The sequence below is a fragment of the Acaricomes phytoseiuli DSM 14247 genome, from assembly GCF_000376245.1.
In the GTDB taxonomy this organism is placed as follows: Bacteria; Actinomycetota; Actinomycetes; order Actinomycetales; family Micrococcaceae; genus Renibacterium; species Renibacterium phytoseiuli.
The window spans coordinates 1-13,326 of record NZ_AQXM01000039.1 but is presented as its reverse complement, the minus strand read 5'-3'; the positions used below and the strand labels follow the sequence as shown (position 1 = coordinate 13,326).

Sequence of the window (13,326 nt, the reverse complement as noted above, 5' to 3'; positions counted from 1 at the left end):
CCCTATGACCAGAGTCGACACGACTCGATCCGCCGCGCCCGTCGCCGGGCAGCCAGCATCAGCCCCACAGACCTCCGAAGCATCGCCGCTTCCCAGAAGGCGCCGCTGGAGTGCAAGGAGCCGGCGCGACGCCTGGATCTTCCTGGCCTTCGCACTGCCGAATCTGGTGCTGATCGCGATCTTCACCTACCGACCGCTCATCGCGAATATCCAGTATTCGACGCTGGACTGGACTCTCGGCGCAGATTTCGCCACGGCCGTCGGCCTGCAGAACTACATCACCTTCTTCACCTCTTCGGATGCCCCACAGGTGCTGGGAGTCACGGCGATCTTCACAGTATTCACGGTCGGCGGAGCCATGATCCTCGGTATGCTGATCGCGCTGGCTCTCAATCAGCGGCTACCGGGGCGGACCTTCGTCCGGTCGACGATCTTCGCGCCCTATGTGCTCTCCGGGGTCGGTGTGGGCCTGGTCTGGCTCTTCATCTTCGACCCTGTCTACGGCGCACTGTCCTGGATCCTGCGCGGTATCGGAGTAGCCAGCCCGCAGTGGATCAACGATCCGAACCTGGCGCTGGTCATGGTCATCATCGTCTATGTCTGGAAGAACCTCGGTTACTGCGCTGTGGTCTACCTGGCCGGTCTGCAGTCCATCCCCCGGGATGTTCTGGAGGCCGCCTCGCTCGACGGCGCCGGCCCGGTCCGCAGGTTCCTGAAGGTGAGCTTGCCGCTGCTCTCCCCCACCACCTTCTTCCTCCTCATCACTTCTTTGCTCTCCTCGCTCCAGGCCTTCGACATCCTGAGGATCATGACCCCTACCGGCCAGGGCACGAACACCTTGATGTTCGAGGCCTACCTGCAGGCCTTCGGCGCGTATAACCGTGCCGGGTACTCGGCGGCGATCTCGGTGGTGCTCTTCGCCCTGCTGCTCATCATGACCGTGCTGCAAATGCGCTTCGTCGAATGGAAGGTGCATTACGCATGAGCACGATGCAGATTGATCAGTCCGGTAAAAATAAGGCAGCGCAGTCACCCGAACTCCGCAAGGGCCGCCCCCTGAGCTGGCAGAACATCCTTCAGACCATCACCACCGGCTACCTGCCGCTGCTGCTCGCCATGCTCGTGGTCTTCCTGCCCCTACTGTGGATGATCCTCTCCTCGTTCAAAGCGCCCGGAGAGATCGTCACCACGGAACTGCAGATCCTGCCCCAGGCGCCCACCTTCGACAACTACGCTCAGGCCGCTAGCCGGGTGCCCTTCGCACGGTTCTTCCTCAACAGCGTGATCGTCACCGTCATCGGCTCTACGATCAAAGTGGTCCTGGCGATCCTCACCGCCTATGCCCTGGTCTTCGTGCGCTTCCCGTTCAAACGAGTCATCTTCATCGCGATCCTGGTCGCGCTGATGGTGCCGCCGCAGGTCGCGATCCTGCCTAATTACGTCCTGATCTCGGGACTCGGCGGCCAGAATACCTACTGGGGGATCATCCTGCCGGGGCTGGGCACGGCTTTCGGAACGTTCCTGCTCCGGCAGCACTTCATGACCTTGCCGGGTTCGATTCTGGAATCCGCGGAGATCGACGGCGCCGGGCACTGGCAGCGGCTGTGGAAGATCGTGGTTCCGGTATCGGTTCCGGCGATCGCAACGGTCGCCCTGGTCACCATCGTCTCCGAATGGAATGACTACATCTGGCCGCTCATCATCACCACTCGGTCGGAGATGATGACGCTGCCGGTGGGCCTGACCTTACTGACCAACTCTGATTCATCCTCCCAGGCCTGGGGGGTGCTGATGGCCGGTGCCGTGGTCGTGATCTTGCCGATCCTCATCGTCTTCGCCACCTTGCAGCGCTATATCGTGGCCGGTCTCGCCCAGGGGTCAGTCACCGGCTGATCCCGCCTCTTTTCTACTCTTTTCCACACTTCCCACCGTTCGCTATCCCAACCATCACAGTGCGCACGCTTTCATGAAAGGTAGAGCATGAATCTCAAACGTAAGGAATTCCTGACCCTGGGCGGTCTGAGCGTCAGCGCTCTCGCCCTGAGCGCTTGCGGCGGCCCGAGCACCAGCGGCCCCACCCAGAGCGCGGCGGCCACGGACTGGACCACTGTCACCCCAGCCGGGGAGATCAGCTTCATGTCGAGCCACCCCGGCTCCTCGCAGCCGATCGAACAGGAGCTCATCGACGCTTTCCAGCAGGCTAACCCCGATATCAAGGTCAACCTCATCACCGGCGGCCAGAATTACGAAGAGGTCGCGCAGAAGTTCCAAACCGCGCAGGCCGGCTCCGATATTCCCGACGTCGTGCTGGCCTCCGATGTCTGGTGGTTCCGATTCGCCCTCGCGGGGTCCATCACCCCCATCAACGCTCTGTTGGACGCCGTGGGCGATCAGGTCTCGGATTTCAACACCACGCTGTACAACGACTACCAGTACAACAACTCGAACTGGGCGGTTCCGGTGGCCCGCTCCACCCCGCTGTTCTACTACAACCGGGATCACTTCACCGCCGCGGGCCTGCCGGGCCGCGCGCCGAGCAGCTGGGAGGAATTCGCCGAGTGGGCGCCGCGCATCCAGGAGGCCAACGCCTCCAAGCCGGGGTACCTCAAGGCCTACCAATACCCTGCTCTCGATGGCTACGCGGGCTGGACGCTGCAGAACGTACTGTGGGGCTACGGTGGCGGCTGGTCTGATGAGTGGCAGATAACGGCCAATTCGGATGCCTCCGTGCAGGCTATGGAATGGGTGCAGCAGAGCACCGGGCAGAACGGCTGGGCGGGGGTTTCCTCGAAGACCTCGGTCGGCGATATGACCGCGGGCGCAGTGAGCGCCACGGTCTCCTCCACGGGCGACCTCGTCGGCACTCTCCAGGCGGCCAAAGACGCCGGAATGAACATCGGCGTGGGCTTCCTGCCGGGCGGCCCGGCGTCGAGCTCACCTGTCTGCCCCACAGGCGGTGCCGGCATGGCCATCGCGTCCAAGGTCTCACCGGAGCGCCAGCTCGCAGCGGCGAAGTTCATCAGCTTCTTCACCAATGCGCAGAACACGGCGCGCTTCTCCGAGGCCACCGGGTATATGCCCGTCCGGACATCAGCGGATATGTCCGCCGTCCTGGCGAAGACCCCGGAGATCCAGGTCGCCCTGGATCAGCTCGAGGTCACCCGCAGCCAGGATTACGCCCGGGTCTTCCTGCCGGGCGCAGATCAGGAGATGGCCAAGGCCGCGGCGCGGATCATGAATGAGAACGCCGACGTGAAGGCCACGCTGGACAGCCTGCAGAACAACCTCCAGGGAATCTACGACAAGGACGTCAAGCCGCAGCTGGCTTCCTAGTACTCCACGGGATATACCGCGGCCCGGCGGGATCTTCGGATCCTGCCGGGCCGCAGTTTGTTTAAGCGCTGGTGCTCGAGGTTTCAGCCGAGCGGTGTCGGCGTGACGCCGAACGGCGCCAACCCTGCGGTGCCGCCATCGGCCGCAGTGAGCACCCAGATGCCATCTGCATGCAAGGCCACCGAGTGCTCCCAGTGCGCGGCGCGCTTCTTATCCTGGGTGACGACCGTCCAGCCGTCGTCGAGTGTCGTGGTGGCGATGCTACCGCGAACCAGAAGCGGCTCGATGGCCAGCGCCATTCCGGGCTGGAGCTTCGGCCCCCGGCTGCGAGAGCGGTAATTGAGCACATCCGGTGCCATATGCATGGCCGAGCCGATGCCGTGCCCGGTGAAGTCCTCGATGATGCCGAAGCTGGTACCGGAATGCGCGCTCACGTAGTCATCGATAGCGTCGCCGATCTCACCCACCCGGCTGGCCGTGGCCATCGCCGCGATTCCACACCACATAGCAGCCTCGGTGACCCGGGACAGCTCCGCATCTACGGGATCCGTCTCGCCCAGGAGCACGGTCCGCGCCGAATCGGCGTGCCAGCCTTCGATGATGGTCCCGCCGTCGATGGAGACGATATCCCCGTCCTGCAGCGGCCGGTCATCTGGAATGCCGTGGACCACCTGCTCATTGACCGAAGCGCAGATGCTCGCCGGGAAGCCATGGTAGCCCAAGAAGTTCGATGTAGCTCCGGCCTCGGTGATCTGCTCGGCGAAGAGTTCATTGAGCTCAGCGGTGGTGACACCCAGCTTGGCCCCCGCAGTGACGGTATCCAGGGCGGAAGCCAGGATCAGACCTGCATCCCGCATCAGCCGGAGCTGCATGGGGGTCTTGACCTCGATGTTCGGGCTCCGCCATGCCATAGCTAGTGAACGTCCGGCTTTCGGTTTAGCGCGCCACGAGAGCGTTGTCGATAGCGGTCATGATCCGCTCGGTGACCTCGTCGATCGCACCGATGCCATCGACCTTGATCAGCAAGCCCTGCTGAGCATAGCGTTCCAGAACCGCCTCGGTCTGGGTCCGGTAGAGCTCCAGGCGATGTCCGATGATCTCCTGGTTGTCATCGCTGCGCCCTGCCTCTTTGGCCCGGCCCAGCAGCCGGGTGATCAGCTCATCATTATCGGCGGTCAGCTGGAGCACCAGGTTCAGCTGTTGACCCTGCTCGGCCAGGATCGAATCGAGTTTATCGACCTGAGCCGCGGTCCGCGGATAGCCGTCGAGCAGGAAACCGCTCCGGGTATCCTCCTCGCCGAGCCGGTCCCGCACCATTTTGTTGGTGACGCTATCCGGCACATAGTCGCCCGCGTCGATGTACTTCTTGGCTTCCAGCCCGAGCGGGGTCTCACCCTTGACATTGGCCCGGAAGATATCCCCGGTGGAGATCGCAACGATGCCGAGTTTGTCGGAGATACGCTCGGCCTGGGTGCCCTTACCGGAGCCCGGCGGGCCGACGATGAGCATCCTGACCTCGGTCTGAGTGCCCTGATTGCTTTGATCGTTCGTTCGCGTAGCCGTCATCGCAGGAGCCCTTCATAGTGCCGCTGCTGGAGCTGGGCATCGATTTGCTTCACCGTCTCCAGGCCGACGCCGACCATGATCAGGAGCGAGGTGCCGCCGAAGGGGAAGTTCTGGTTCGCGTTGATGAGCACGAGCGCCACGAGCGGGATCAGCGCGACGAGACCCAGGTAGAGCGCACCCGGGAAGGTGATCCGAGAGAGCACGTACTGTAGGTAGTCGGCCGTCGGACGGCCAGCGCGGATACCCGGGATGAAGCCACCGTACTTCTTCATGTTGTCGGCGACTTCTTCGGGGTTGAACGTGATCGACACGTAGAAGTAGGTAAAGAAGACGATCATCAGGAAGTAGACCGCCATGTACAACGGGTTGTCGCCGCTGCGGAAGGTATTACTGATCCACACGGCCCATTCCGGTGCATCAGCGGCATTCTCGCCTACCGCGAACTGCGCGATCAGGGTGGGCAGGTAGAGCATGGACGACGCGAAGATCACCGGGACCACGCCCGCCATGTTCACCTTGATCGGAATGTAAGTGCTAGTGCCGCCCACGGTCTGGCGCCCGACCATCCGCTTGGCGTACTGGACCGGAACCCGCCGCTGGGACTGCTCAACGAAGATCACCAGGGCCATGATCACGATGCCCAGCGCGAGCACAGTGATGAAGGTGCCCCAGCCCTGGGTCGAAATGATCTGGCCCAGAGAGGTCGGGAAGGTTGCCACGATCGAGGTGAAGATCAGCAGCGACATGCCGTTGCCGACGCCGCGCTCGGTGACGAGCTCACCCATCCACATGATCAGGCCGGTGCCCGCAGTGAGCGTGATGATGATCAGTAAGGTGGCGACAACAGAAGAATCGGGGATCACCGGGCTCGACGAACCATCGGCGCCGCAACCATTCAGCAACTGCCCTGAACGAGCGAGCGACACCATGGTCGTCGCCTGGAGCAGGCCGAGGCCGATAGTCAGGTACCGGGTGTACTGGGTGAGCTTGCTCTGGCCCTGGGCGCCTTCCTGATGAAGCTCCTGGAACCTAGGTATCACTACGCGCAGCAGCTGAACGATGATGCTGGCCGTGATGTAGGGCATAATGCCGAGGGCGAAGATCGAGACCTGGAGCAACGCTCCACCACTGAAGAGGTTGATCAGCTGATAGACGCCGCCACTGAGATCGCCACCGGTAGAAGGGTCAAGGCAGCGCTGGACATTGCTGTAGTTGACTCCCGGCGAGGGAATGAACGCACCGAGCCGGAAAATCACAACGATTCCCAGCGTAAACAGCAATTTGCGGCGCAGATCCGGCGTACGGAAAGCGCGACCAAATGCGGTGAGCAAGCGTTCCTCCTGAATGTTTTTAGTCGGGTATCCCCAACAGTGCCAATAAGCCTCGCCGAGGCCTACCCGTCGAGTCTAGTCGGTAATTCTCCGACCGAGAAAAACCTCTGACAGTCGGCAAGTGTATTGACTCGCCGACCGCCAGAGGAATCGGTCATCTGAACAACCCTAGAGCTTCGTGGTGCTGCCACCGGCTGCTGAGATCTTCTCAGCAGCACTGGCCGAGAAGGCGTGGGCGGTGACGTTCACCGAAACGGTGATATCGCCGGTGCCCAGCACCTTCACGGGCTGGTTCTTGCGCACCGCGCCCTTGTCTGCCAAGGCCTCAACAGAGACCTCGCCGCCTTCAGGGAACAGCTCCGAGAGCCGGTCCAGGTTCACTACCTGGTATTCGGTCCGGAACGGGTTCTTGAAGCCGCGGAGCTTCGGCAACCGCATGTGCAGCGGCAGCTGCCCACCGGCGAAGCCTGGCTTCACCTGGTACCTGGCTTTGGTGCCCTTGGTACCGCGGCCTGCAGTCTTGCCCTTGGAGGCCTCACCACGGCCGACCCTGGTCTTCGCGGTTTTCGCGCCAGGAGCCGGACGCAGATGGTGTACCTTGAGCGCGTTCTGCTTTTCCGTCTGCTGCTCAGCGGTCTTGCTTTCAGCAGCTTTGGCCTTAGCCTTCACAGTTTTCTCTGCCACTGGTCACTTACCTCCCTCAACGGGCTCGACCTTCACCAGGTGCGGCACCGTATTGAGCATGCCCACCGTGACTGCGTCCGCCTTGCGGACCACAGTCTGGCCGATGCGCTTCAAACCGAGGGAACGCAAGGTATCCCGCTGGTTCTGCTTACCGCCGATGGCGGACTTGATCTGAGTGATCTCCAGCTCCTGATCGGAAACCTGGAGGTTCTTACGTGTGGTCATCAAGCACCTGCTTTCGCCTGCGCATTGGCGCGCCGGCTCTCTTCGATGTTGCGCAGCAAGGGAGCCGGAACCACTTCATCCATCGGCAGACCACGGCGGCCGGCTACCGAAGCCGGCTCTTCCAGCCGACGTAGGGCGTCGACCGTTGCGTGGACGATGTTGATGGCATTCGAGGAGCCCAGGGACTTCGACAGGATGTCGTGGACGCCTGCGCACTCCAGCACGGCGCGCACCGGACCACCGGCGATAACACCGGTACCCGGGGTGGCCGGACGCAGCAGGACGACACCGGCGGCGGCTTCACCCTGCACGCGGTGCGGGATGGTGCTGCCGACGCGGGGAACCCGGAAGAAGGACTTCTTGGCTTCCTCCACGGCCTTAGCGATAGCCGCGGGGACTTCCTTGGCCTTGCCGTAGCCCACGCCCACCAGTCCATTGCCGTCGCCGACGACCATGAGCGCGGTGAAGCTAAAGCGACGGCCGCCCTTGACGACCTTGGCCACGCGGTTGATGGTCACCAGCTTCTCGATGTACTGGTTCTTCTCCGCGTCCCGGCCGCCATCGCGTCCGCCACGGCCACCGCGGCCGCCTTCGCGTCCGCCACGGCCACGACCGCCGCGCTCACCGCGCCGGCCTTCGGAAGCACCAGTATCCTGAGCCGACTTCGAGGCTGCGGCCTGCGTGCTCTGCTGGGAATCCTGCGAAGCAGCTGCTGCTTCGCTTTGATTCTCTGTAGACATTTCGTTGAGATTCTCGCTCACAGGGTCAACCCACCTTCGCGTGCGCCATCGGCCACTGCCGCAACGCGGCCATGATATTTGTTACCGCCGCGATCGAACACCACGATCTCGACACCCGCCGACTTGGCGCGCTCGGCAACCAGCTCGCCGACTCGCTTGGCTTTGGCGGTCTTGTCTCCGTCGAACGCACGCAGATCAGCTTCCAGCGTGGAAGCCGAGGCCACGGTGACGCCCTTGCTGTCATCGACGACCTGAACGAACATGTGCCGTGCAGAGCGGGTGACGACCAGCCTGGGGCGCTCGGCGGTGCCGACGATCTTCTTCCGGATCCGCAGATGCCGGCGGCCACGAGCAGCCGTAGTCGACTTCGCCTGCCTCTTACTCTTCTTGTTAATGGTCAGCGACACGATTACTTACCAGCCTTTCCGACCTTGCGGCGGATTACTTCGCCTGCGTAACGGATGCCCTTGCCTTTATAGGGATCGGGCTTGCGCAGCTTGCGGATATTGGCGGCAACCTCACCGACCTGCTGCTTGTTGATGCCAGAGACCGAGAACTTGTTCGGGGTCTCGACGGCCAGGGTGATGCCCTCAGGAGCCTTGATCGAGATCGGGTGGCTGTAACCGAGAGCGAATTCGAGATCCGAGCCTTTCGCCTGCACACGGTAACCGGTACCGACAATTTCGAGCTTCTTCTCGTACCCATCGGTAACACCGGTGATCAGGTTAGCGATGAGGGTACGGGTTAGTCCGTGCAGAGAGCGGGACTCGCGCTCGTCATTGGGCCGGGTCACCGTCAGAGTGCCGTCTTCTAAGGACACCTCGATGGGGCTGGCCACGGTATGGCTCAGCTCGCCTTTGGGTCCCTTGACGGTCACCAGAGCGCCGTCGAGCTTGACCTCGACACCGGCCGGCACGGAGATCGGGAGACGTCCGATACGTGACATATCTCTATTCCCTTTCTCTTACCAGACGTAGGCGAGGACTTCCCCACCCACGCCCTTCTTGGCTGCCTGACGGTCGGTCAGCAGACCGGACGATGTCGACAGGATGGCGATGCCCAGCCCGCCGAGCACATGCGGCAGGTTCGTGGACTTCGCGTAAACGCGAAGACCGGGCTTGGAGATGCGGCGTACCCCAGCGATGGAGCGCTCACGGTTCGGACCGAACTTGAGGTCGACGGTCAGCTTCTTGCCGACCTCTGCGTCCTCTACCTTCCAGCCGGCGATGTAGCCTTCGGCCTTCAAGATGTCGGCGATGTGTCCCTTGAGCTTGCTGTACGGCATGGTGACCGTATCGTGGTACGCCGAGTTGGCGTTACGCAGCCGTGTGAGCATATCTGCTACCGGGTCTGTCATAGTCATATGGGCTCAGGCCCTTCCTCGAAGCGGTTTCTCTGGTCGGCTAGATGCCTTGCAAGGCATCTGGTCTAGCGCTGTGACCGGGACCTTCTTCGTAGTAGTTCAACGATGTTTGGGTGTGGTGCGGGAAGTTCCGAACGCGAAGGCTCAGTTCTCTTCCTTGAAGGGGAAGCCCAGGGCTTTGAGCAAAGCACGGCCTTCCGCGTCGGTCTTGGCAGTGGTCACCACGGTGATGTCCATGCCGCGCACCTTGTCGATCTGATCCTGGTCGATCTCATGGAACATCACCTGCTCGGTCAGACCGAAGGTGTAGTTGCCATTGCCGTCGAACTGCTTGCCGGAGAGGCCGCGGAAGTCGCGGATACGCGGCAGAGCCAGGCTGATCAGGCGGTCCAGGAATTCCCACATCCGGTCGCCGCGCAGCGTGGTGTGCGCACCGATCGGCATGCCTTCACGCAGTTTGAACTGCGCGATGGACTTGCGGGCCTTCGTCACCATCGGCTTCTGGCCGGTGATCAGGGTCAGATCGCGCACTGCGCCATCGATGACCTTGGAGTCACGAGCTGCCTCGCCGACACCCATATTCACCACGACCTTGACCAGGCGCGGAACCTGATTCACGTTCTCGTAGTTGAACTCTTCCTGCAGCGCGCCCTTGATGTCATCGACATAGACGTTCTTCAGGCGCGGCTGGATCTTCGCTGCGGTCTCGGAAGTCATCACAGCTCCTTTCCGGAGCTCTTGGCGTAACGCACCCGAACGGTACGCTGAACACCGTCGCGCTCAACGGTCTCGACCCGGAAACCAACCCGGGTCGGCTTCTTGGTGGACGGGTCCACGAGCGCCACATTGGAGATATGGATAGGAGCCTCAATGGTCTCGATGCCACCGGTCTTGGTGCCGCGCTGCGACTGACCGACCTTGGTGTGCTTCGTCACGCGGTTGATGCCCTCGACGAGTACCCGATTGCTTTCCGGGAAAACCCGCAGGACTTTGCCCTGCTTGCCCCGGTCGCCGCCGCGATCCTGTTTGGCTCCGGTAATCACCTGGACCAGGTCGCCCTTCTTGATCTTCGCCATGGTCACAACACCTCCGGTGCGAGCGAGATGATCTTCATAAATTTCTTATCGCGCAGCTCGCGGCCCACGGGGCCGAAGATGCGGGTACCACGAGGGTCGCCGTCATTCTTCAGGATGACCGCAGCGTTCTCGTCGAACTTGATATAGGAGCCATCCGCACGGCGGCGCTCCTTCTTGGTGCGGACGATGACGGCCTTGACCACATCGCCCTTCTTCACGTTGCCGCCAGGAATAGCATCCTTGACGGTGGCGACGATAACGTCGCCGATGCCTGCATAGCGACGGCCGGAACCACCGAGAACACGGATGGTCAAGATTTCCTTGGCACCCGTGTTGTCGGCGACCTTGAGTCGCGACTCTTGTTGAATCACTTAGTTATCTCCTGTCGTCTCGCTGGTTCTTACCCTGGTCTGCCGATTCACGGCACTCAAGGGCAAGCCTTGCGGAACGGTTTATACGGGATGTCTCTGAACCCGCCTGGATGTTGCCAGTTCGGGCCTAAATCGCTGTGCCAGGAGCATCTGCCCGCCTTGCGCTAGTTCACATGCAGCAAAGACAGCGGTATGCGCTGGCACAGTAATTTACGAGGGCGTACAGCCAATCTAGGGACTATACAACCAAGAAATACTAGCACAATACTGCGAGCAGCGCCGCTCCCAGGGCTTAGCGGAGGCCTCGAAGACGACTGAAGCATCTCGGCTCGCGCCCTGGCGAGAAGCTCTAGTGAATCGCTCGGCGGGTTTTAAGTCTCTGGACAGATGAAGCTGCTGCCCCTCGGAAACGGTCGGGTGAGCAGAATGTTCTTCGGGCACCCTGACGAAGACGTGATCCAGTGTCAACGAAATCAGCCTCTGGGGCGACGCGAACAACTACGATAACGCCCTGGCTGGAAAATCAGACGACGCCTACGGCCTCGGCATGAATGGCTTCGGCTCGAACAAAGATTTCGGCACGCTGAAGGTGAATTTCTTCTCCGCCCAGCCAACCCCGATCACTGGCTCCAGGAGTCAACACTGAGGAGCCCCCAGGAAGCCGGGGTCGTAGATGCGGGCAGCGAGCCACTCCACACCACCCACAACCAGGGCCCCAGCACCCGGGCTGGTAGCTGATTTCAGGCCTGGTATGGTGAGGGCTTCGCTGGGTCGGTGTCTCGGGCCGCAGGCCAGCCGGCCTGTTGCCAGGTAGCACCGCGCCCGATGGCCAGACCGGCACACCACCGTGAACTGGGCGACCTTGCACTGCAAGACCCCCGGCGGCCCGACCAACTCTCCGTTCAGGCCTATCGTGCCGTTCGCGAATTGGCGCCAGCTCCCCGCCCACGCCGACTCAGCACTCCTTGACGGTGGCGGCGATAACGTCGCCGATGCCTGCATAGCAGATGCCTGCATAGCAACGGCCGGAACCACCGAGAACACGGATGGTCAAGATTTCCTTGGCACCCATGTTGTCGGCGACCTTGAGTCGCGACTCTTGTTGAATCACTTAGTTATCTCCTGTCGTCTCGCTGGTTCTTACCCTGGTCTGTCGATTCACGGCACTCAATACCCGCATGGAATTGAACCCACCAAACAAGTTCCAGTCTTCGCACGGGTTCGGCCGTTTACGAATTACCACGGTTAGGCCATAAGACAACTCAGCCAAGCGTCACATATCTCTATCTCAGCCCTCAGGCCTTCAAACCCTAAGCTGTCCGCAAGTATGGGGTACCCTAAAACAGCTCTCACAAAAGTGGCGAGTATCACAATTTGAATATACTCCGAAAGGGAGATGATGTATCGATCATTTATATCAAGAAAGACAAAATCGTGGTTCATTGCAGCACTTGCAGTTCTCATAGCTAGTGGGCTAGTGATGAGCGCTACACTCTTCGTGCCCGCACAGGCTCAACCACAGATTAGCCCTGCTGAAAATTCAGATCCGGAACCAGTTCTTCCTGCAGACCCCCCGCCCCTCGGAAGACGCACCCGCAGCACCAGCGCCACTTCCGGATAATTGCAACCCCGAAAAATCACAGTTACCACCCTGGGGGCCTGATAGCGATTTCAGCCAGACTGGCCGATACTCAGACTTGCTGGATACTACTGGTACTCTCTGCACTAACATTACCGACAAGAACATCATGAATTTCAATAATATTTTCGAGAATCCCGGTGAGAAGAATGAACGCCGAGTACCAGGGAATAAGCCTTTTACCGTAGGCTGAGCCCCGGGATTTCGCACTCTTTACCGCAATGATGCACGAGATCCAGAAGCCGCGTTCGCTACTGGCTTCCTGCCTTGGGACACCAGTGAAAAAGCAAATCTGCGCTTAGTCCCCGGTTTCAACATACAGAACAGTGGACTGGTGAGCACTACATGGTCTGCTGATCAAGCGAAAGTCTACGGGCACAAGAATATCTACGTTATCCGCGCCTCAGGCGGCTGGTACCGCGAGAATGACCAGGGTGAAAGAGAAGTTGCCTTTGCCGGTGGCATTCGCTAGGAGCGCATTGCCGGCGTGTTAACCCTGACCAAGAAGAAATGGGTCTGGCGCGAGAATCCAAATTTCGTTGAACCCAAGGATACCTCTAGTCCTGATCCCTTTTCCGGTGTCGGAAACGGGAATTATCAGAATGTGGGTGCCGACGACCCAGCATATCGGATTAGAAACTTCGCCCAAGACGGCGGAGTTCGGATCTGGGCTCCGGTTAGCATTCCTGGATGGACATACAACGATCCCGAGCCCAAAACGGGTCTGCCCCGGGTTTGGTTGACAGTTGGGGTTTGGGGTGATCAGGCCGCTTTCGCGTCCGTGTAGATCGTCTCAAACTCTACGGGAGTGAGTTTGCCGAGGCCGCGTTGCCGGCGTCTTCGGTTGTACTTCGTTTCGATCCAGGAAACGATCGGGAGGCGGAGGTCAGCGCGAGTGTTCCAGCATCTCGTGTTGAGCACGTTCTTCTGAAGCAGGCTGAAGAAACTCTCCATGCTCGCGTTATCGCCAGCTCCGTAGGACCGGCCCATGGAGCCGA

General features: G+C 60.9%; 16 protein-coding genes and 2 pseudogenes. 4 read left to right on the top strand and 14 right to left on the bottom strand.

Translation table 11 applies throughout. From position 1 onward, the window contains the following. Positions 1–4: 4 nt before the first annotated feature. From C501_RS0101960 to C501_RS0101950, 3 genes are all read left to right on the top strand, one after another. Complete coding sequence (locus tag C501_RS0101960) at positions 5–985, top strand: carbohydrate ABC transporter permease (protein WP_018133953.1); 981 nt, start codon at positions 5–7, stop codon at positions 983–985. 5 nt (positions 986–990) lie between these two features. Next, on the top strand, positions 991–1,893 hold the full coding sequence (locus C501_RS0101955) for a carbohydrate ABC transporter permease (protein WP_245532377.1): 903 nt from the start codon (positions 991–993) through the stop codon (positions 1,891–1,893). Between the two features lie 87 nt (positions 1,894–1,980). After that, entirely contained in the window at positions 1,981–3,333 is a 1,353-nt protein-coding gene (locus tag C501_RS0101950) for an ABC transporter substrate-binding protein (protein WP_018133951.1), read from the top strand. An 83-nt stretch (positions 3,334–3,416) separates the two neighbouring features. Here the strand turns inward: C501_RS0101950 and map are convergent, their stop codons facing one another. The 13 genes and pseudogenes from map to C501_RS13830 form a co-directional block, all read right to left on the bottom strand. After that, the gene (gene map, locus C501_RS0101945) at positions 3,417–4,244 is read right to left on the bottom strand and encodes a type I methionyl aminopeptidase (protein ID WP_018133950.1); all 828 of its coding nucleotides are present in this window, start codon (positions 4,242–4,244) and stop codon (positions 3,417–3,419) included. A 25-nt stretch (positions 4,245–4,269) separates the two neighbouring features. Next, the gene (locus C501_RS0101940; RefSeq protein WP_026174508.1) at positions 4,270–4,842 is read right to left on the bottom strand and encodes an adenylate kinase; all 573 of its coding nucleotides are present in this window, start codon (positions 4,840–4,842) and stop codon (positions 4,270–4,272) included. A gap of 53 nt (positions 4,843–4,895) precedes the next feature. Next, a complete protein-coding gene (secY, locus tag C501_RS0101935; RefSeq protein ID WP_018133948.1) occupies positions 4,896–6,230 on the bottom strand; it encodes a preprotein translocase subunit SecY in 1,335 nt (444 codons plus the stop codon). Positions 6,231–6,398: 168 nt separating this feature from the next. Continuing rightward, entirely contained in the window at positions 6,399–6,914 is a 516-nt protein-coding gene (rplO, locus tag C501_RS0101930; RefSeq protein WP_018133947.1) for a 50S ribosomal protein L15, read from the bottom strand. 3 nt (positions 6,915–6,917) lie between these two features. Then, on the bottom strand, positions 6,918–7,139 hold the full coding sequence (rpmD, locus tag C501_RS0101925) for a 50S ribosomal protein L30 (RefSeq protein ID WP_018133946.1): 222 nt from the start codon (positions 7,137–7,139) through the stop codon (positions 6,918–6,920). Beyond that, entirely contained in the window at positions 7,139–7,879 is a 741-nt protein-coding gene (rpsE, locus tag C501_RS0101920) for a 30S ribosomal protein S5 (RefSeq protein WP_051064442.1), read from the bottom strand. The genes rpmD and rpsE overlap by 1 nt, the downstream gene beginning before the upstream one ends. A gap of 17 nt (positions 7,880–7,896) precedes the next feature. After that, the gene (gene rplR / locus C501_RS0101915; RefSeq protein ID WP_018133944.1) at positions 7,897–8,286 is read right to left on the bottom strand and encodes a 50S ribosomal protein L18; all 390 of its coding nucleotides are present in this window, start codon (positions 8,284–8,286) and stop codon (positions 7,897–7,899) included. Between the two features lie 2 nt (positions 8,287–8,288). Further along, positions 8,289–8,825 carry a 50S ribosomal protein L6 gene (rplF, locus tag C501_RS0101910; protein ID WP_018133943.1) on the bottom strand — a complete coding sequence of 179 codons (537 nt, stop codon included), beginning with the start codon at positions 8,823–8,825 and terminating at the stop codon, positions 8,289–8,291. An 18-nt stretch (positions 8,826–8,843) separates the two neighbouring features. Further along, positions 8,844–9,242, bottom strand: a complete 399-nt coding sequence (gene rpsH / locus C501_RS0101905; protein ID WP_018133942.1) for a 30S ribosomal protein S8 — start codon at positions 9,240–9,242, stop codon at positions 8,844–8,846. Positions 9,243–9,386: 144 nt separating this feature from the next. After that, a complete protein-coding gene (gene rplE / locus C501_RS0101900) occupies positions 9,387–9,959 on the bottom strand; it encodes a 50S ribosomal protein L5 (protein ID WP_018133941.1) in 573 nt (190 codons plus the stop codon). Then, positions 9,959–10,318 (bottom strand): 50S ribosomal protein L24, encoded by a 360-nt coding sequence (rplX, locus tag C501_RS0101895; RefSeq protein WP_026174506.1) that lies wholly within the window; start codon positions 10,316–10,318, stop codon positions 9,959–9,961. Before rplX ends, rplE begins: the two co-directional genes overlap by 1 nt. A 2-nt stretch (positions 10,319–10,320) precedes the next feature. Next, positions 10,321–10,689 (bottom strand): 50S ribosomal protein L14, encoded by a 369-nt coding sequence (gene rplN / locus C501_RS0101890; RefSeq protein ID WP_005267743.1) that lies wholly within the window; start codon positions 10,687–10,689, stop codon positions 10,321–10,323. A 961-nt stretch (positions 10,690–11,650) separates the two neighbouring features. Beyond that, positions 11,651–11,800, bottom strand: a pseudogene (locus tag C501_RS13830) (uL14 family ribosomal protein); the annotation flags it as partial. A gap of 751 nt (positions 11,801–12,551) precedes the next feature. On the opposite strand from C501_RS13830, the pseudogene C501_RS14910 reads away from it, so the two are divergent. Continuing rightward, a pseudogene (locus C501_RS14910) lies at positions 12,552–12,800 on the top strand (scabin-related ADP-ribosyltransferase); the annotation flags it as partial. Positions 12,801–13,090: 290 nt separating this feature from the next. On the opposite strand, the gene C501_RS0101870 reads toward C501_RS14910, so the two are convergent. Next, on the bottom strand, positions 13,091–13,326 hold a 236-nt coding region (locus C501_RS0101870), incomplete at its 5' end, for an integrase core domain-containing protein (RefSeq protein WP_018133936.1).

Excerpts from the sequence above, each read along its gene's own strand:
- map (WP_018133950.1), bottom strand. The coding sequence starts at position 4,244 with ATGGCATGGCGGAGCCCGAACATCGAGGTCAAGACCCCCATGCAGCTC.
- C501_RS0101960 (WP_018133953.1), top strand. The coding sequence starts at position 5 with ATGACCAGAGTCGACACGACTCGATCCGCCGCGCCCGTCGCCGGGCAG.
- rpsE (WP_051064442.1), bottom strand. The coding sequence starts at position 7,879 with ATGTCTACAGAGAATCAAAGCGAAGCAGCAGCTGCTTCGCAGGATTCC.
- rpmD (WP_018133946.1), bottom strand. The coding sequence starts at position 7,139 with ATGACCACACGTAAGAACCTCCAGGTTTCCGATCAGGAGCTGGAGATC.
- rpsH (WP_018133942.1), bottom strand. The coding sequence starts at position 9,242 with ATGACTATGACAGACCCGGTAGCAGATATGCTCACACGGCTGCGTAAC.
- C501_RS0101955 (WP_245532377.1), top strand. The coding sequence starts at position 991 with ATGCAGATTGATCAGTCCGGTAAAAATAAGGCAGCGCAGTCACCCGAA.
- rplE (WP_018133941.1), bottom strand. The coding sequence starts at position 9,959 with ATGACTTCCGAGACCGCAGCGAAGATCCAGCCGCGCCTGAAGAACGTC.
- rplF (WP_018133943.1), bottom strand. The coding sequence starts at position 8,825 with ATGTCACGTATCGGACGTCTCCCGATCTCCGTGCCGGCCGGTGTCGAG.
- C501_RS0101950 (WP_018133951.1), top strand. The coding sequence starts at position 1,981 with ATGAATCTCAAACGTAAGGAATTCCTGACCCTGGGCGGTCTGAGCGTC.
- C501_RS0101940 (WP_026174508.1), bottom strand. The coding sequence starts at position 4,842 with ATGCTCATCGTCGGCCCGCCGGGCTCCGGTAAGGGCACCCAGGCCGAG.
- rplX (WP_026174506.1), bottom strand. The coding sequence starts at position 10,318 with ATGGCGAAGATCAAGAAGGGCGACCTGGTCCAGGTGATTACCGGAGCC.